Consider the following 18129-nt stretch of genomic DNA (forward strand, 5'->3'; position numbering starts at 1 on the left):
TTGCGTTAAAAACAGGCGGGAACGCCAGCCCGGTCAAATGCTCACTCACAAGAGTAAACTGCGCTTTTTCGCCGTTTTTTGCCTTGCGCTGACTACCTCGGCTACGTTTTTAGAGGCGCCCTGCTGGGGCTTGTCGGAAATCGTGATGTCACGATAATGCCGGCACTCTTTGCCACTGCGCTTGTCGTAGCTGCGACACTCACCCGACACTCCTCGCAAAAGGACTTGGTCATGCTTCGCTTGCCTGCTCTTGTTGTGCTGCTTGCCTGCGTGCTGCTGCCTCTGTCACTCAGGGCCGCCGACATCGATGCCGCCAGTTACGGCTACCCCTTGAACAACCCGTTCGAGGCGACCATCGCCACCACGCCACCGGATTTCCGCCCGGAATTTCCGGAGGATGAAGACATCGACCAGGACGACTACAACGTGCGTCTGCGGCCCGAACGCGAGTTCGAGCTGCCGGACAACTTCTGGCCGGTCAAGACGCTGCGCTACCGCATGGCCAGGCAGGACAAGCCCGCACCGCTGGTCTTCATCATCTCCGGCACCGGCGCCAACTACGCGGCGGGCAAGACCGAAGACCTCAAGCGCCTGTTCTACAAGGCCGGCTACCACGTGGTGCAATTGTCCTCGCCGACCAGCTACGACTTCATGAGCGCCGCCTCCCGTGCCGCCACCCCCGGCATCACCCTGGATGACGCCGAGGATCTCTACCACGTCATGCAGGCCGTGCGCGCCCAGCATCCCAAGCTGCCGGTCACCGGCTACTACCTCACCGGCTACAGCCTCGGCGCACTGGAAGCGGCGTTCGTCAGCCACCTGGACGAAACCAAGCGCAGCTTCAACTTCAAGCGCGTGCTGCTGATCAACCCGCCGGTCAACCTCTACACCTCGATCAGTAACCTCGACCGCATGGTTCAGGTCGAAGCCCGCGGTGTGACCAAGAAGACCACCTACTTCGAACTGCTGCTCGGCAAGCTGACCCGCTACTTCCAGCAGAAGGGCTTCATCGATCTCAACGACGCCCTGCTCTACGACCTGCAGAACTCCAAGCAGCACCTGACCGACGAGCAGATGGCGATGCTGGTGGGAACCTCCTTCCGCTTCTCCTCGGCCGATATCGCCTTCACCTCCGACCTGATCAACCGCCGCGGGATCATCACCCCGCCGAACTACCCGATCAGCGAGGGCACACCGCTGGAGCCATTCTTCAAACGCGCGCTGTACTGCAACTTCAACTGCTACCTGACCGAGCAACTGATCCCGCATTGGCGCAAGCGTTACAACGGCGGCAGCCTGGCGCAATTGGTCGATCAGGTGAGCCTGTATGCGCTCAAGGATTACCTCAAGGAATCCAGCAAGATCGCCGTCATGCACAACGCCGACGACATCATCCTCGGCCCGGGGGACATTGGCTTCCTGCGCGAGACCTTCGGCGATCGCCTGACCCTCTACCCGCTCGGCGGCCACTGCGGCAACCTCAATTACCGCGTCAACAGCGACGCCATGCTGGAGTTCTTCCGTGGCTAAGAAATCCTTCCTGCTCGCTCTGTCCCTGGTCGCCGGCCTGGCCCACGCCGAGCCCGAAACGACACAGCAACCCGAGATCGGCCCCGACGGTTTCAAGAACCCGCTGCAGACGCTGAAATTCGACCCCAGCCTCAGCCAGCGCGAGTTCGAACGCGCCAGCATGGCCGCGCTGAGCATCTACGACCCGTGGGAGTCGTGGAACCGCCGCGTCTACCACTTCAACTACCGCTTCGACGAGTGGGTGTTCCTGCCGGTGGTCAACGGCTACGTCTACATCACACCACGCTTCCTGCGCAGCGGCGTGAGCAATTTCTTCAGCAACCTGGGCGACGTGCCCAACCTGCTCAACAGCCTGCTGCAGCTCAAGGGCAAGCGCTCGCTGCAAACCACCGGGCGGCTGCTGGTCAACACCACGGTCGGTATCGTCGGCCTGTGGGACCCGGCGACGATGTGGGGCCTGCCCAAGCAGAGCGAGGACTTCGGCCAGACCCTCGGCTACTACGGCGTGCCGGACGGCCCATACATCATGCTGCCCCTGCTCGGCCCATCGAACCTGCGTGACACCGGCGGCCGGGTGTTCGACCTGGCGGCGGAACAGCAGATCAACTTCCTCAACGTCGCCGACTTCGCCAACGACCATCCCGAGGTCACTGCGCTGCGCCTGGTGGACATCCGCTACACCACCAACTTCCGCTACGGCGAAATGAACTCGCCGTTCGAGTACGAGCAGGTGCGCTACATCTACACCAAGGCCCGCGAGTTGCAGATCGCCGAGTAATGCATCGAGGCATTCGATGGGTTGCGGATGAATTTTGCACCCATCGGATACCTTCCAGGCATTAGCATGCAATCCTCTGAAGCGGAGGTCCTGCATGTCCCAGTTGCGCCAACTCATCTCCCAGCACATCGGCCAGGCCACCTCGGATGGTGCGGGCGTGCGCATGACCCGCGTGATCGGCGGTCCCGGCATCGAGCGCTTCGACCCGTTCCTGATGCTCGACGAATTCGGCTCGGAGAACCCGGACGACTACATCGCCGGTTTCCCGCCCCACCCTCATCGCGGCTTCGAGACCATCACCTACATGCTCGAAGGACGCATGCGCCATGAGGACCATCTCGGCAACGTCGGCCTGCTTGAAAGCGGCGGCGTGCAGTGGATGACCGCTGCGCGTGGCATCATCCACAGCGAGATGCCCGAGCAACAGGAAGGTGCGATGCGCGGCTTCCAGCTCTGGCTCAACCTGCCAGGGCGTAACAAACTCGCGCCAGCCGCCTACCGCGATTTCGCACCGGAGGAGATTCCGTCCCTGCTGACAGCCAATGGTGTCCGGGTGAAGGTCATCGCCGGTGTCTTCGATGATCGTCAGGTCCAGCAAGCCGGTGCGGTGCAGCGTCCGGATACCGACCCACAACTCTTCGACCTGCAACTACCGGCAGGCACGTCGGTAGCGCCCCATGTGGAAGATGGCCTGAGGGTGATGCTCTATGTCTACGACGGCGAAGCGATCATCAATGGCCAGGTCGTCAGCAAGAGCCGCCTGGCGCTGCTGTCGCAGCAAGGCGGGCTGGAAGTACGCAGTGTTGCCGGAGCCGAGGTGCTGCTGATCGCAGGAAGGCCTTTGGAAGAACCCATCGTCCAGTACGGCCCGTTCGTGATGAACAGCCGCGAGCAGATCGAGCAGGCGTTGCGGGATTTTCGTGATGACCGGCTGACCGGCTGAGCACTATCAGATGGTGGAGCGGCGTGCCTGCGCAGCGCTCGCCCCAGCATCGAGTGGCCTGGGGAAATTCGCAGTGCAACTGCCCCCGCGCCGGCAAAAGCGCGGTCCTGGCCGATGAGCTCAGGCGCCCCTTTCGGCATCAACGCCCAGGAATCGTACCAGATCGTCCTTGCGTGCCATTGCATCCTGATAACCCAGCTCGATCAGCTCGTTGCAATAACCCGGCTCGAACAGCAGGTAACTGAGCACTCCGGCGCCGCTGCTACGGGTCGCTCCCGAGCCGCGCAGGAAAAAACGCATCGAGCGCGACAGTTCGTGGCGATGCCTGGCCGCGATCTGGTCCAGCGGTTGGCTGGGCGAGACCACCAGCACCTCCACCGGCTTCATCCCCAGGCCACGCGTGTTGGCGCTCTCTGGCAGCAAACGACTGAACTGATTGAGCCGTTGCAGCAGCTCGATATCGCTTTCCAGGTTATCGACGAAGGTGCTGTTGAGCATGTGCCCGCTGACCTGCGCCAGCGTCGGCGGCATACCGCTGTTGGTACGGACGATGGGAGCATTGGCATTGCCACCTTGCGGATTACCGCTGACCCCCAGCACCAGCACGCGGTTGGCCCCCAGGTGCAGGGCCGGGCTGATCGGTGCCGACTGGCGCACCGCGCCGTCACCGAAGTATTCGCGATTGAGTTTGACCGGCGGGAAGATCAGCGGGATCGAGGCGCTGGCCAGCAAGTGATCGAGACTCAGGCGCGTGGGCACACCGACGCGGCGATGACGGAACCAGGGGTCGATGGTCGCCCGGCCCTGGTAGAAGGTCACCGCCTGGCCGGACTCATAGCCGAATGCGGTGACGGCAATCGCCCGCAGCTTGCGCATGCGCACCGCCGCGGCGATACCGGTGAAATCGAGTTGCCCCTCCAGCAACGTGCGCAAAGGCGAGCTGTCGAGTAACGCGACCGGAAGGTCCCGGCCGATACCAAGCAGGCTGTGGCCGATGAAACGGCTGGCCTGGCGCAACACGCCTGGCCAATCGGTGCGGTACACCTGGTCGCTGTGAAAACTGCGCCAGACATCGTTGAGCCGGCGCACCGCCGTGGAAAACTGCAACGCCCCGCAGGCCAGGCTCACCGCATTGATGGCGCCAGCCGAAGTGCCGACGATCACCTGGAAGGGGTTTTCCTCACTGCCTTCGAGCAGATCGGCAATCGCCCCCAATACCCCGACCTGATAGGCCGCCCGCGCCCCGCCACCCGAAAGAATCAGCCCCGTCATGGGCTTGGTGGCGTTGGCGGCATCGGTCATGGGGCGATATCCATTCGGAAGGAGGGCTGAGTATAGAACCTGCTAACGCCGCTTCGTATACAGCTTCGGCTCACCCTCCGGACGCGTCTTGAAGCGCCGATGCGCCCACAGGTATTGCTCGGGCAACTGGCTGACCGCCTGCTCGACCCAGCGGTTGATACGCAAGCAATCGGCCTCTTCGCTCTCGCCAGGAAAATCCCTCAGTGGCGCGTGAATCACCAGACGATAACCGGAGCCATCGGCCAGGCGTTCCTGGGTGAAGGGCACGACACGGGCCTTGCCCAGGCGGGCGAACTTGGTGGTCGCCGTGACCGTTGCCGCCTGGATGCCGAACAGCGGTACGAAGATGCTCTGCTTGGCGCCATAGTCCTGGTCCGGCGCATACCAGATCGCCCGGCCGGCACGCAGCACCTTGAGCATGGCGCGAATGTCCTCGCGCTCGATGGCGGTGGCGTCGGCATTGTGCCGCTCGCGGCCACTGCGCTGAATGAAATCGAACAGCGGGTTCTTGTGCTCGCGGTACATGCCATCGATGGTATGCACCTGGCCGAGCAGCGCCGCGCCGATTTCCAGGGTAGTGAAATGCAGGGCCATGAGGATCACGCCCTGGCCTTCGGCCTGAGCCTCGCGCAGATGCTCCAGGCCTTCGATATGCGCGAGCCTGGCCAGGCGCGCCTTGGGCCACCACCAGCTCATGGCCATCTCGAAGAAGGCAATGCCGGTGGAGGCGAAGTTTTCCTTGAGTAGGCGCTCGCGCTGACGCTGGTCGAGTTGCGGGAAGCACAGCTCGATATTGCGCGCGGCAATCCGTCGGCGCGAGCCCGCAAAGCGATACATCAGCCCGCCCAGCGCACGCCCCAGGCGCAGCAACAGGCCATAGGGCAACTGCACCATCAGCCACAGCAGGCCAAGGCCGAGCCACAACAGCCAGAAACGCGGATGGAAGAAGTAGGCACGCAGGCGCGGGCGATCCATGGGCAACACCGGTTCAGCGACAAAGGCCGGGATTCTACAGCAGCGGCAAGCCTCAAGCTGCAAGCCACGAGACAAACGCAAACGGCCTGAAGCTTGTAGCGGCTCCTGGCTGCTTGCTATAAGTCGTCGCCACCGCATCTGACGTGAAGACCATGAGCCAAGCCGACCTCCTCGACCAAGACCCTGTGTTCCAGCTCAAGGGCAGCATGCTGGCTATTACCGTACTGGAACTGACGCACAACGACCTGGAGCGCCTCGACCGCCAGCTCGCGGAAAAAGTCGCCCAGGCGCCGGCCTTCTTCCAGAACATCCCGCTGGTGCTGGCCCTGGACAAACTGCCCGAGGGCGAAGGCGCGCTCGACCTGGCCCGGCTGATGGAAACCTGTCGTCGCCATGGCCTGCGTACCCAGGCTCTGCGTACCGGTCGCGAAGAAGACATCAACGCCGCCAACGAACTGGATCTGCCGGTGCTGCCGCCATCGGGCGTGCGCGAGCGCCTGATCGAACCGGCCGAAACGCGCAAGAAAGAAGAAAAGCCCGTCGAGCCGGAGTTCAAGCCGACACGCATGATCACCACCCCCGTACGCGGCGGCCAGCAGATCTATGCCCAGGGTGGCGACCTGATCGTCACCGCGGCGGTCAGCGCCGGTGCGGAACTTCTCGCCGATGGCAACATCCATGTGTACGGCCCGATGCGCGGTCGCGCCCTCGCTGGCGTGAAAGGCAATACCAAGGCGCGGATTTTCTGCCAACAAATGGGCGCCGAAATGCTGTCGGTGGCAGGCCAGTACAAAACCGCCGAGGACCTGCGCCGTGACCCGCTCTGGGGCCAGTCGGTACAGGTCGCCCTGACCGGCGACGTGTTGAACATCACCCGCCTTTAACGGATACTGCGGGCCAATTCAGGGACCAAAAAGGCATCCGCAAATCTGGCGCAAGCCGCTGCGGATTGCCTGTTATTTCTTCTTAGGGGTGCATCACCTTGGCCAAGATTCTCGTAGTCACTTCCGGCAAGGGCGGCGTTGGTAAAACCACCACCAGCGCTGCCATCGGTACCGGTCTCGCCCTGCGCGGACACAAAACCGTGATCGTCGACTTCGACGTCGGCCTGCGTAACCTCGACCTCATCATGGGCTGCGAACGCCGAGTGGTGTACGACTTCGTCAACGTCATCAACGGCGAAGCGAGCCTGACCCAGGCACTGATCAAGGACAAACGCCTGGAAAACCTGTTCGTCCTGGCCGCCAGCCAGACCCGCGACAAGGACGCCCTGACCCAGGAAGGCGTCGGCAAGGTCATCGACGAACTGGCCAAGACCTTCGACTACGTGGTCTGCGACTCGCCGGCCGGTATCGAGAAAGGCGCACACCTGGCGATGTACTTCGCCGACGAAGCGATTGTCGTGACCAACCCGGAAGTGTCCTCGGTACGCGACTCCGACCGCATGCTCGGCCTGCTGGCCAGCAAGTCGCGCCGCGCCGAGAACGGCGAAGAGCCGATCAAGGAGCGCCTGCTGCTGACCCGCTACAACCCGGAGCGCGTGACCAGGGGCGAAATGCTCGGCGTGGAAGACGTCGAGGAAATCCTCGCGATCAACCTGCTCGGCGTGATTCCGGAATCGCAAGCCGTGCTCAAGGCCTCCAACCAGGGCGTTCCAGTCATCCTCGATGACCAGAGCGACGCCGGCCAGGCGTACAGCGATGCCGTCGACCGCCTGCTCGGCAAGGAAGTGGCGCACCGCTTCCTCGACGTGCAGAAGAAAGGATTCCTGCAACGACTGTTCGGAGGTCGAGAATGAATATTTTTGACTTCTTGCGTTCGCGCAAGAAGGAAACCACAGCCTCCATCGCCAAAGAGCGCCTGCAGATCATCGTTGCCCACGAACGTGGCCAGCGTACTCAGCCCGACTACCTGCCTGCCCTGCAGCAGGAGCTGGTCGAGGTGATCCGCAAGTATGTCGCCATCGACTCGGACCAGGTCCAGGTCGCCCTGGAAAACCAGGGCAGTTGCTCGATCCTGGAATTGAACATCACCCTGCCGGATCGTTGAAAAATCTATCTGGGATTAGCTGCGCGTCGGCCCCGCGGCGTTAAAAACAAGCTCGGAATGCTCATGTACAAAAGTACAGTCGCCCGCGACTCCGACCGTTCCTCGCTTGTTTTTGCCTTGCGGGACTCTAGCTCGCAATATCCAGAGTAGATTTTTGCCAGATATGCAAACCCATGGCGGCCCACGTGGCCGCCATTTGTTTTTCCTGACCCAGAACGCCCAGACCCATGCCGCTCAGCCAGATCGAATTCATCCACACCGACGATGCCCTGCTGGTGATCAACAAGCCGACGCTGCTGCTCTCGGTGCCCGGCCGCGCGGAGGACAACCGCGATTGCCTGGTGACCCGGCTACAGGAGAACGGCTACCCGGAAGCACGCATCGTCCACCGCCTGGACTGGGAAACCTCGGGGTTGATCGTCCTGGCTCGCGACGCCGACAGCCATCGTGAACTGTCCCGCCAGTTCCACGACCGCGAAACGGAAAAGGCCTACACCGCGCTCTGCTGGGGCCAGCCGGCGCTGGACAGCGGCAGCATCGACCTGCCCCTGCGCTACGACCCGCCGACCAAGCCACGCCACGTCGTCGATCACGAACAAGGCAAGCACGCCCTGACTTACTGGCGCGTGCTCGAGCGCTGCGGGGATTACTGCCGGGTCGAGCTGACGCCGATCACCGGCCGCTCCCACCAGTTGCGTGTGCATATGCTGTCCATCGGTCACCCGCTGCTGGGCGACCGCCTCTACGCCCACGAAGAGGCCCTCGCCGCCCACGAACGCCTGTGCCTGCATGCCAGCATGCTCAGCCTGACCCATCCGCAGACCGGCGAGCGGCTGCGCTTCGAGTGTGCGGCGCCGTTCTAGGAGCTGTTGGCGTTTCACTCCAGTGACGACTTCGCGGGGCGGACATTCTTCCAATGCCCGAAACGTGTAGCGGTCATTCCCGCGAAGGCGGGAATCCAATTCGTAGGGTGGACTGGGACGCGCAGTCAACGCGAAGCTTGCCCACCGCTCTACGTGGCCAATGGTGGACAAGCTTCGCGTTGTCCACCCTACAAGGCCAGATGTCTGCTCCGCCTCAGGTCAGCCTTTCAATCTGAACACAGCAAACTCAAAACGGCCGACTCCCCGCCAGGCTGATGCGCTCCATACGCCGACGCTGCTCCGCCGGAAACGCCTTGCGTGCATGCAAGGTCGCCTGGTTATCCCAATACACGATGTCGCCGACCTGCCATGTGTGGGCGTAGGAAAGCGCCGGGTTGGCCAGGTGTTCACGCAGCCGCTCGATCAACGCCTTGCCGTATTCGGGGTCGACCCCAACCAGTTCCACCTCGGTGCGTGCGCCAAGAAACAGCAGCCGCTTGCCGCTTTCCGGATGAATACGCACCAGCGGATGCTCGGTGCCCTGGATCGGCGTGATGTCCGGGGTGCGATAGAGAATGTTGCCGATACTCTCGTAATCGCCATTGCGCCGGCGCACGAAGGGGTTGTAGTTGATCAGGCGCAGGCCTTCGATCTCGGCCTTGGTCCTGTCGTCCAGAGTGGCGTAGGCCAAAGCCAGGTTGGTCCATACCGTTTCGCCGCCCTCGTCCGGTACTTCGTGGGCATACAGCAGCGAGCCACTGGAGGGTGTCGGCGTCCATTGATGGTCGGAATGTGCGGGAATCGCACCGCTGCCCAGCTCGCCATCCTCGGTATTGGCGACCTTGACGATCTCCGGCACCTTGCCGTCCGGTCGTGACGACAGCACCGGGAAATCCGGATGCGGCTGGAACACCGAGCCGAACCAGGAGGTGAAGCGCAGGAACTGCGCATCGTCGAGCTGCTGCCGACGGAAGATCAGGATGTGGTGGTCACGCAGGGCCTGCTTGAGCTGAAGGATCTGGCTCGCAGCAAGGTCGTTGCGACCATCGAGCCCATGCACGATGGCGCCTAGCGGGGCCTGCAAGGGCTCGATACGAAAGCCATCGGCCTGGGACAACGTACGCGGGATAGAGGCGGTCTGGGTCATGCTGTTGCTCCTCGTGGAATGTGACGCCGCTCAGGATTTCTTCAGCGTGCGGCTGCGCTGGCCATCGATGGCCATCGGCACTTCGGCGCCAATGCGGCCAGCGACCAGGGCAAGGTCGAGTTCGACCGATGGGGGAATGGCGATTGCGGGTTGGCTCATGGCATTTCTCTCCGTGTCAGCACGTGTTCAGAAGTCGTAACGCAGGGTCAGGCCGGCCGTGCGCGGCTGGCCGACGGAAGCGGTGTAGGAACCATTGGAGAAGGCGAAGGCAGTCAGGTAGTAGTCTTGGTCGGTGACGTTTTTCATCCACAGCGAGGCGTCCAGCTCACCGTCGCCCAGATCGGCGCGCACACCGACCGAGAGGTTGAGCAGGCCGTAGCCGTCGATCTTGGAAAGCGCCGAGTTGTCCAGCGTACCCTCGGCCTCGGAGCGGTAGGAGTAGCCGGCGGTCACATAGGGGCGCAGGGGAGCATCGAGCTGCCACTGGTATTCGCCGTTGAGGTTGGCGATCCAGCGCGAAGCGCCGACCACCCGCTCGCCGGTGAGGTTGCACACTGCCGCCGAGTTGACCGTGCTGACCTCGCCGGGGCACGGCGCGTTCTCGAAGCTCAGGTAGGTGACGTCGTTGAACGAGCCGTTGAAGTTCAGGGTCAGGCCACGGAGCGGCCGGTAGCTGGTTTCCAGTTCGAGACCACGGGAGCGCACGCTGCCGGCGTTGGCCAGCACCGATGTCGAGGTCAACGGCCCCGGTATGATCGCAAGCGTGGTGGCCTGATAGCCGTGGATGCCGGTCCAGAACAGGTTGGCGTTGAACTGCAGGCGGCCGTCGAGCAGGGTGCTCTTGAAGCCGAGTTCGGCATCGTTGGCGCGCTCCGGCCCGACCACCAGGGAATCGCTGGTCAGACCGTATTGCGGCGCAACCAGGTTGACCCCTCCGGACTTCTCGCCATGCGCCAGGGAGGCATAGCCGAGCAGGTTGTCGTCGAAGTGATAGCCGAGACTGATCAAACCCGAGGGCGAAGCGCTGTGCAAACCGAAGTCGCCGGTGTCCAGGCCGCCCATCTGGCGTTGCCGCGTGATGGCATCGACCCCGCTCAAGGTGGCACCGCCCTGCGGGTCGAAGCGATGCACGCGAGCCTGCTTCTCCTCATAAGTGCCACGTACGCCGACAGTCAGGTCCAGGCGCTCGCTCAGATGCCAGTTGGCCTGGCCGAACAGGGCGTAGCTGTCGGTGTTGATCTTGCCGTTGGATTGCGTGGTGACGTTATTGAATATCTGTGTATCCAGCCCCCTGAGGAACAGGTCGGCCTTCGGCCCGTAGCGCTGCACCGTCTTGTTGCCGAGGTTCTGGCGAAACAGATAGGCGCCGAGCACATAGTCGAAGCGCTCGCCGGTCGGCGATGCAAAGCGAATCTCCTGGGAGAACTGCCGGTCATGCACCTCGACGCCGCCATGCAGGATCGCCGGCTGATCAGTGAGATCGGTGTCGTTCTCGGGGATGAAATGCCAGTAGCGATAGCCACTGATCGAAGTCAGGGTATAGCCGCCATCGAGCTTCCAGTTGGCCTCCAGCGAGGTGCCGCCCTGCCAGACGTTGACGGCCTGGTCCGAGTCGATGTTCACCTCGCGCTTCTTGATGTCGTATTGCGGGCTGGCGCCAATCAGCGCAGCACGCTGACGAAAACGGTCGGAAACGCCATACAACGCCCACACGCCGTTGGTGGATTTCTCCTGGTTGTAGTCGGTGATCCAGCGCAGGCTGAAATCCTCGCTCGGCTCGAACAGCAACTGCCCGCGCGCGCCTTCGCGCTCGCCGCCGAGGAATGTGCGGCTGTCATGCTGGTTGTCGATATAGCCGTCCTCGCGGGTGCGGTAGAACGACAGGCGCCCGGCCAGGGTATCGGTAAGGCCGCCAGAGACACTGCCCTTGCCCTGGAAATATCCCCGTTCACCACCGGACACCTCGAAGCTGCGCTCCGGGGTGAAGGTCGGCTTGCGCGTGCTGATATTGATCACCCCGGCCGTGGTGTTCTTGCCGAACAATGTGCCCTGCGGGCCACGCAGCAGCTCCAGTTGCTCGACATCGAGCAGATCGAACACCGCCATGCCCGGCCGGCCCAGGTAGATGTTGTCCAGATAGATGCCGGCGCTGCCTTCCAGGCCGTCGCTGGCCGGGTTGTTGCCAATGCCACGCACGGCGACGCTGGACTGGCGCGCATGGATATAGGCGACGTTGACGCTCGGCAGCACTTGCTGCAGGTCCTGCACGCGGTAGACCTTCTGCGCTTCCAGGGTCGCGCCACTGAGGGTGGTGATCGGCGTAGGCACATCCTGCACATCCTCCTCACGACGACGGGCGGTGACGGTCACGGTCTGTAGCGCAGGATCGTCCTGCTCGGCCTGGGCTTCCTTGGCGGTCTCCTGGGCCAGCAGCGGCGCGCTGGTGGACAATCCGACCAAGGCCAGCAGCAGGCCCAGCAGGCGCTCCGGAGTCGCCAGGTGCCTTGCCAGAGGAGCGAGGGTGGAAGGGGGAATCGAGCGCATGGGTCTTGTCCTTGATCGGTTATCGCGAAAAACAGACTGCAAGAGGCCACACCACGCGGCAGCGCCAGGTGGCTTGAAGTCGATGGGAGAGAACGGTGGCTAGCGGTTCGGCGCCCTGGAGTCAGCCGGGGCGACACATCGCGCGGACAGAGGGACAAGCAGGTTTCGCGGGCAAATCCTTGCGAGATCGATGCACGGCATATATTCCTTTTTCTTCTATTTAAATAATTTAACTATGATTGACGGAATAAGAGCTTGCATTTAAAACCAGCGTCCCGGGCACGGCAAATGCCTTAAATTTATTTTTCGAATGCCGGTAACTCATCATGGATTTACGTCAACTCCGCTACTTCATCGCCCTCACGGAACATCGCAGCTTCGTCCGGGCAGCGGAGGCCATGAACATCACCCAGCCGGCGTTCAGCCGCAGCATCCAGGGGCTCGAACAGGAGTTCGGCTGCCAGTTGGTAGATCGCGGCAGCAAGGACCTGCGCCCGACTCCCGAAGGCCAGGTGGTGCTGCAACACGCGCTGAGCCTGGTCCAGGGCGCCAGCAATCTGGTGCATGAAGTCAGTCAGATGAGCAAGCTGGATACTGGCGAACTGCACTTCGGCTGCGGCCCCGTACCCGCGATCAAGCTGATACCCGACACCCTCATCCACTTCATGGGCAAGTACCCGGGCATACGCCCACGCCTGCAAGTGAACAATTGGGAAAACCTGGGGCGCAGCCTGATGCGCAACGAGATCGAGTTCTTCATCGCCGACATCCGTCAGTTCCAGTCCGATCCGAACTTCCAGACCCACGCGCTGACGCCGCGCCCGGCGGTGTTCTTCTGCCGCAGCGGGCACCCCCTGCAAGACAAGGAAAGCCTGTCGACCAACGACCTGTTCGAGTATCCGCTGGCGGCGATACGCCTGGGCATTGGCACGCGCAAGGCCCTGGCCAACCTCAGCGGCAAGGCCAGCTTCGAACAGCACATCGAATGCGAGCACATCCCTCTGCTGGAGCAAATCGTGCGCAACACCAATGCCATCGGCCTCGGCCCTCTGGAAGCGGTGCGCGATGCAGTGGGCAAGGGCGAACTGATCCAGTTGCAACTGCGCAACCTGCCTAACAGCTACGCGCTGCAAGCCCATTGCGGCGTCGTCACCCGTACCGGCTATCGCCTGTCGCCGGCGGCCCGCGCGATGATCGACCTGGTCAAGGAACGCGACCAGAATCTGGCCGCGGCGGCTTGACTGCTCACAACGTATGAACCTCCAGGCGTGAAGGGGGCGCTTGGAGGCAGGAACGGACATCGAAATTATTTACCGTCACTCCCGCGAAGGCGGGAGCCCAAATAAAAAAGCGCTTCTGGGTTCCCGCCTTCGCGGGAATGACGGCTAAACACACCGTGCAAGAGCGGTAATCGCGTGTACGTCCGCTCCTGCCTCACCCCAGCCATCCGGCCTGAAACCTCGACAACATTTACCGACCAGCCTGTGCCACTGGCTCGGGCCGCAATGCCTCATCGAGGAAACGTGGCTCCACCCAATCGGCGACCTTGAAACCCTTGCGAATCAGGCGCTGCTCGCTCGCCAGGTCGACGCCGGCCTGCAGGCGCGCGAGGTAATCGGCATCCAGATGCGGATCGAACATACGCTCGACGCGAGTGTTCTCCAGGTCGCTCTGCAATTGCCTGCGCGGATAGCCGGACAGGCCTGCGACCAGCGATACGTAGGCTTCCTTGTTAGCCTCGTCGCGTAGCCAGCTCACTGCCTGCTGCTGGGCCTTGAGCAGACGTGCGACCACTTGCGGATGCTCATCCACGAAAGCCCCCGCCCCCACCAGCATCGCCTGTACGCTGCCGACGCCACCAAGGTCATCGGTGTTCAGCGGCAGCTCGGCAAGACCACGCTGCTGCAGGGAAATCAGGTTCGAACCCGCCCAGGTCGCGTCGATCTGCTTCGCCGCCAACGCCGCGGTGGCAGCGCTGAAGTCCAGGTTGATCACCTGCAGGTCACGCTCCTTCAAGCCCTGGCTGGCCAGAGCCGCGGCAAAGGACAATTGATAGGCCGTGCCACGGAAGATCGCCACTTTCTTGCCTTTCAGATCAGCGAGCGTCTTCACCTGCGTGCCCGGCGTAACGCCGAGGTACAGGCGAATATCGCGGATCGTCGCACTCAATAGCCGTGTATCCAGGCCGTTGGCCTTGCCGATGATCGCCGCCAGGTCGCCGAGGTAGGCCAGGTCGACCTGGCCGTTGGCCAACGCCTCGTTGACCGCCGGCCCCGCGCCCTTGAAGAACACCCACTCGACCTTGATGCCATCGGCGGCGAACGCTTTTTCCAGGATCTGCTGGTCACGCAGCACATCCACGACCCCACCGCCGCTGTGGGTAGTGGTCGCACTCAGGTCAGGCACCGCGATGCGAATCTCCTTGAGCGGTTCCTGCGCCTGCGCGGTCGCACTTGCCAGGACCAGAAGCCCGGCCAATGCCGAGACGGCAAGGGAACGCAAACCTCCACTGAATGCACGTTTGATCATTGATGAGCCTCCCAGGCAATCAGTCGTGCAGCTATGAAGGCATGAGCAGAATCGAACCAATAAATAATAAAAAACTACAAATCGATAGAATAAGGAAATAAGCAGGCAACCACCGACGTTTCCCGAGGATTCGTCACGGGCATAAAAAATATGACCCAAAGGTATTGGCCAAGCCCATCGAGGGTGCCATTGAATGCGCGGTCGTCAAACCAGCCCCGGACAGCCCGCCTGCCAGTGCGATAAACTCCGCGCCATCGCTGTCTGGAGTCAGTTATGCGCGAAGAACTCAATCACGGCCTGATCGAATTCCTCAAGGCTTCCCCCACCCCTTTCCACGCTACTCGCAGCATGGCCCAGCGCCTGCAGGCGGCTGGCTACCAGCATCTCGACGAGCGCGATGCCTGGACCGCCGAACCCGGCGGTCGTTACTACGTGACCCGCAACGACTCGTCGATCATTGCCCTGCGCCTGGGCTCGCGCCCGCTGCTCGAGGGTGGCCTGCGCCTGGTTGGCGCGCATACCGACAGCCCCTGCCTGCGCGTGAAACCACAGCCGGAACTGCAACGCCAGGGCTTCCTCCAGCTTGGCGTGGAAGTCTATGGCGGCGCCCTGCTCGCGCCCTGGTTCGACCGCGACCTGTCCATCGCCGGTCGTGTCACCTTCCGTGAGAGCGGCAAGGTACAGAGCCTGCTGATCGACTTCGAGCAGCCGATCGCGGTGATCCCCAACCTGGCGATCCACCTCAACCGTGAAGCCAACCAGGGCTGGGCGATCAACGCCCAGAACGAACTGCCGCCGATCCTCGCCCAGTTCGCCGGCGAGGAAGCCGCCGACTTCCGCGCCATCCTCGCCGACCGCCTGGCGCTTGAACACGGCATCAGCGCCGATGCGGTGCTGGATTACGAACTGAGCTTCTACGACACCCAGGGTGCCGCGGTGATCGGCCTCAACGGCGACTTCATCGCCGGCGCGCGCCTGGACAACCTGCTGTCCTGCTACGCCGGCCTGCAGGCACTGCTGGAAGCCAATGGCGAAGAAAGCTGCGTACTGGTCTGCACCGACCACGAGGAAATCGGCTCCTGCTCGGCCTGTGGCGCCGACGGCCCGTTCCTCGAACAGGTCCTGCAACGCCTGCTGCCGGTGGGCGACGCCTTCGCCCGGGCCATGCAGAAATCCCTGCTGATCTCGGCCGACAATGCCCATGGCGTGCACCCCAACTACGCCGCCAAGCACGACAGCAACCATGGCCCCAAACTCAACGCCGGCCCGGTGATCAAGGTCAACAGCAACCAGCGCTACGCCACCAACAGCGAAACCGCCGGGTTCTTCCGCCACCTGTGCCTGGCCGAAGAAGTGCCGGTGCAGAGCTTCGTGGTACGCAGCGACATGGGCTGCGGCTCGACCATCGGCCCGATCACCGCCAGCCGCCTTGGCGTGCGCACCGTGGACATCGGCCTGCCGACCTTCGCCATGCACTCCATCCGCGAACTGGCCGGCAGCCAGGACCTGGCGCACCTGGTCAAGGTCCTCGCCGCCTTCTATGCCAGCAGCGAGCTGTCCTGATCATGGCGCTGGCGATCATCGAGCTGGATCACGTGCTCATCGACGGCAACGCGACCAGCCTGTGGAGTGAACACCTGGCCGCTATCGACTGGGTCGACGGCGAGAGCTTCCTGCCACGGGAACAAGCGCTGCTGGCCGACTACCTCAACGGCGAACGGCCCCTGGACGACTACCTGACGCTCTTCCTCTCGCCCCTTGTGGGCCGCACGGCCGAAGAGGTCGACTTCATCGCCGGCCCCTTCGTCGAGGACGAGATCGAGCCGATGCTGAACAACGACGCCCTGCGCGCCATCGCCCAGCATCGCTCGGCGGGTGACCGCGTGCTGTTGTTCGGTATCGTGCCGCAGTTTCTCGCCGACGCCATCGGCGAACGCCTGGGTATCGCCGACAGCCTCGGCGTCGCCCTGGAAGAGCAGCACGGTTTCTACAGCGGCCGCCATGACCAGCATGAACAGGCACTGAAGGACTGGGCACAGGCCGCGGGCGAAACGCTGGAGCACGCGCACTACTATGCACAGTCGCCAGCACAGCTCGGCCTGCTGGAAAACGTCGGCGTCGCCCATGTGGTCAATGCCGATGAGGCCTTGCAGGCCAAAGCCAGTGAGAACGGCTGGGAAAGCCTGAACTGGCAATAAGCAATAAAGGCTGGAGAGCCAGGCCAGCGCTCCAGCCTTTGTCTCGCCTTAGAACCTGTTCACGATCTCGCGAGCTAGAGCAAAACAGGGGCGAAAGTGACCGAGGAACGGTCGGAGTCGCGGGCGACTTTACGAGCTGTAAATGAGCATTCCGACTGGGCTGGCATTCCAGGTCGCTTTCAACCTTGTTTGGCCGACGCGCAGCAGATCGTGAACAGGTTCTTACTGCAACTGCTCGTCGATCACCAGCACCAGCTTGCCCGAGACCTGATTGCTCGCCAGCTCATCGAAAGCAGCCACTGCGTCTTTGGCGGCGAAGGCCCGTGACAGTTGGGGCAGCAAACGCCCCTCGGCGAACAGCGGCCAGACCTGGCGCTGCAGATCGGCCAGCAATTCGGCCTTGAACAGGTCGTCGCGATTGCGCAGCGTCGAGCCGATCAGTTGCACACGCTTGCCCAGCACCAGGGCGAGGTTCAGGGTGGTCTTGGTGCCGCCCATGAGACCGATGTTTACCCAGCGCCCATCGCGAGCCAGCAGTTCCAGATTGAGCTCGGCATAACTCGCACCGACCGGATCGAGGATCACATCGAACGGTGCGAAATCACGCAGGCTTTCCAGGTCCGTCGAGCGAATCGCCCCGCCCTGAGCGCCCAGCGATTCGCAATAGGCCAGACGCTCGGCCGAACCGACGCTGACCCAGCAGGGATTGCCGAACGCCTTGCACAGCTGGATGGCCGCCGAACCGACGCCACTGGCTCCAGCGTGCAGCAACACCTTCTCGCCAGGCTGCAGGGCGGCCAGCTGGAACAGGTTGAGCCAGGCGGTCGCATACACCTCGGGCAACACCGCCGCCTCATGCAGCGACAGGCCTGCGGGCACCGGCAAGGCATGACGCGAGTCGAGCACCACTTCCTCGGCCATGCCACCGCCCGCCAGCAGGCAGCAGACCCGCTCGCCCACCTGCCAGGCACTACCAGGACCAACCTCACTGATCACCCCGGAGCACTCCAGGCCGAGGATGTCGCTCGCCCCTGGCGGAGGTGGATACAAACCAGCCCGCTGCAGCAAATCGGCCCGGTTCAAGCCCGCCGCCGCGACACGCACCCGAATCTGCCCTGCCTCACACGCCGGGGCGGGCCTCTCAGACCACTCGACCCGACCTTCAACGCCTTGCAATGCCTTCATGCTCCCTCCATAGTGAACGTGACTTCGGCGCTTGGCGCCGATTTTTGTCTATCCGCCCGGCCCAGAGAATCTCTTCACGATCTGAT

The 18129-nt window shown here is 62.9% G+C and carries 17 protein-coding genes; 10 read left to right on the forward strand and 7 right to left on the reverse strand.

Annotated elements, in window-relative coordinates; translation table 11 throughout:
• Positions 1-231 precede the first annotated feature (231 nt).
• The 3 genes from ACSZPK_RS10700 (at position 232) to ACSZPK_RS10710 (ending at position 3251) form a co-directional block, all read left to right on the forward strand.
• Positions 232-1530, forward strand: a complete 1299-nt coding sequence (locus ACSZPK_RS10700) for a serine/threonine protein kinase (protein ID WP_437881428.1) — start codon at positions 232-234, stop codon at positions 1528-1530.
• Positions 1523-2308 (forward strand): MlaA family lipoprotein, encoded by a 786-nt coding sequence (locus ACSZPK_RS10705; protein ID WP_437881429.1) that lies wholly within the window; start codon positions 1523-1525, stop codon positions 2306-2308. Before ACSZPK_RS10700 ends, ACSZPK_RS10705 begins: the two co-directional genes overlap by 8 nt.
• A gap of 94 nt (positions 2309-2402) precedes the next feature.
• The gene (locus ACSZPK_RS10710; protein WP_437881430.1) at positions 2403-3251 is read left to right on the forward strand and encodes a pirin family protein; all 849 of its coding nucleotides are present in this window, start codon (positions 2403-2405) and stop codon (positions 3249-3251) included.
• A gap of 120 nt (positions 3252-3371) precedes the next feature.
• Here ACSZPK_RS10710 and ACSZPK_RS10715 read toward each other — a convergent pair whose 3' ends face one another.
• Positions 3372-4553 (reverse strand): patatin-like phospholipase family protein, encoded by a 1182-nt coding sequence (locus ACSZPK_RS10715; RefSeq protein WP_437881431.1) that lies wholly within the window; start codon positions 4551-4553, stop codon positions 3372-3374.
• Between the two features lie 42 nt (positions 4554-4595).
• A complete protein-coding gene (locus tag ACSZPK_RS10720) occupies positions 4596-5528 on the reverse strand; it encodes a lipid A biosynthesis lauroyl acyltransferase (protein WP_437881432.1) in 933 nt (310 codons plus the stop codon).
• Between the two features lie 152 nt (positions 5529-5680).
• On the opposite strand from ACSZPK_RS10720, the gene minC reads away from it, so the two are divergent.
• From minC to ACSZPK_RS10740, 4 genes are all read left to right on the forward strand, one after another.
• The gene (gene minC, locus ACSZPK_RS10725) at positions 5681-6412 is read left to right on the forward strand and encodes a septum site-determining protein MinC (protein ID WP_437881433.1); all 732 of its coding nucleotides are present in this window, start codon (positions 5681-5683) and stop codon (positions 6410-6412) included.
• Between the two features lie 98 nt (positions 6413-6510).
• Positions 6511-7326: a septum site-determining protein MinD gene (gene minD, locus ACSZPK_RS10730; RefSeq protein ID WP_437881434.1), complete on the forward strand. Its 816-nt coding sequence runs from the start codon at positions 6511-6513 to the stop codon at positions 7324-7326.
• Positions 7323-7577, forward strand: coding sequence for a cell division topological specificity factor MinE (gene minE / locus ACSZPK_RS10735; RefSeq protein WP_013790888.1), 255 nt, complete (start codon positions 7323-7325; stop codon positions 7575-7577). The genes minD and minE overlap by 4 nt, the downstream gene beginning before the upstream one ends.
• Positions 7578-7804: 227 nt before the next feature.
• Positions 7805-8440 (forward strand): RluA family pseudouridine synthase, encoded by a 636-nt coding sequence (locus ACSZPK_RS10740; RefSeq protein WP_437881435.1) that lies wholly within the window; start codon positions 7805-7807, stop codon positions 8438-8440.
• Between the two features lie 247 nt (positions 8441-8687).
• Here ACSZPK_RS10740 and ACSZPK_RS10745 read toward each other — a convergent pair whose 3' ends face one another.
• From ACSZPK_RS10745 to ACSZPK_RS10755, 3 genes are read right to left on the reverse strand one after another with little or no spacing between them, the layout of a single operon-like run.
• On the reverse strand, positions 8688-9587 hold the full coding sequence (locus tag ACSZPK_RS10745) for a TauD/TfdA dioxygenase family protein (protein ID WP_437881436.1): 900 nt from the start codon (positions 9585-9587) through the stop codon (positions 8688-8690).
• Between the two features lie 30 nt (positions 9588-9617).
• Entirely contained in the window at positions 9618-9746 is a 129-nt protein-coding gene (locus ACSZPK_RS10750; RefSeq protein ID WP_437881437.1) for a hypothetical protein, read from the reverse strand.
• Positions 9747-9773: 27 nt separating this feature from the next.
• Positions 9774-12131, reverse strand: coding sequence for a TonB-dependent receptor (locus ACSZPK_RS10755; RefSeq protein WP_437881438.1), 2358 nt, complete (start codon positions 12129-12131; stop codon positions 9774-9776).
• A 326-nt stretch (positions 12132-12457) separates the two neighbouring features.
• Here ACSZPK_RS10755 and ACSZPK_RS10760 point away from each other — a divergent pair, with 326 nt between their 5' ends.
• Positions 12458-13372, forward strand: a complete 915-nt coding sequence (locus ACSZPK_RS10760) for a LysR family transcriptional regulator (RefSeq protein ID WP_437881439.1) — start codon at positions 12458-12460, stop codon at positions 13370-13372.
• 229 nt (positions 13373-13601) lie between these two features.
• Here ACSZPK_RS10760 and ACSZPK_RS10765 read toward each other — a convergent pair whose 3' ends face one another.
• Positions 13602-14660, reverse strand: a complete 1059-nt coding sequence (locus tag ACSZPK_RS10765) for an ABC transporter substrate-binding protein (RefSeq protein ID WP_437881440.1) — start codon at positions 14658-14660, stop codon at positions 13602-13604.
• A 273-nt stretch (positions 14661-14933) separates the two neighbouring features.
• Between ACSZPK_RS10765 and ACSZPK_RS10770 the strand changes: the two genes are divergently transcribed.
• Together ACSZPK_RS10770 and ACSZPK_RS10775 are read left to right on the forward strand one after the other, a co-directional pair.
• Positions 14934-16223 carry a M18 family aminopeptidase gene (locus tag ACSZPK_RS10770; protein ID WP_437881441.1) on the forward strand — a complete coding sequence of 430 codons (1290 nt, stop codon included), beginning with the start codon at positions 14934-14936 and terminating at the stop codon, positions 16221-16223.
• 2 nt (positions 16224-16225) lie between these two features.
• On the forward strand, positions 16226-16858 hold the full coding sequence (locus ACSZPK_RS10775; protein ID WP_437881442.1) for an HAD family hydrolase: 633 nt from the start codon (positions 16226-16228) through the stop codon (positions 16856-16858).
• A gap of 222 nt (positions 16859-17080) precedes the next feature.
• Here ACSZPK_RS10775 and ACSZPK_RS10780 read toward each other — a convergent pair whose 3' ends face one another.
• Positions 17081-18043, reverse strand: coding sequence for an NAD(P)H-quinone oxidoreductase (locus ACSZPK_RS10780; protein ID WP_437881443.1), 963 nt, complete (start codon positions 18041-18043; stop codon positions 17081-17083).
• Between the last annotated feature and the right edge of the window lie 86 nt (positions 18044-18129).

Source organism: Pseudomonas sp. LRF_L74, from assembly GCF_965644255.1.
Lineage (GTDB): Bacteria > Pseudomonadota > Gammaproteobacteria > Pseudomonadales > Pseudomonadaceae > Aquipseudomonas.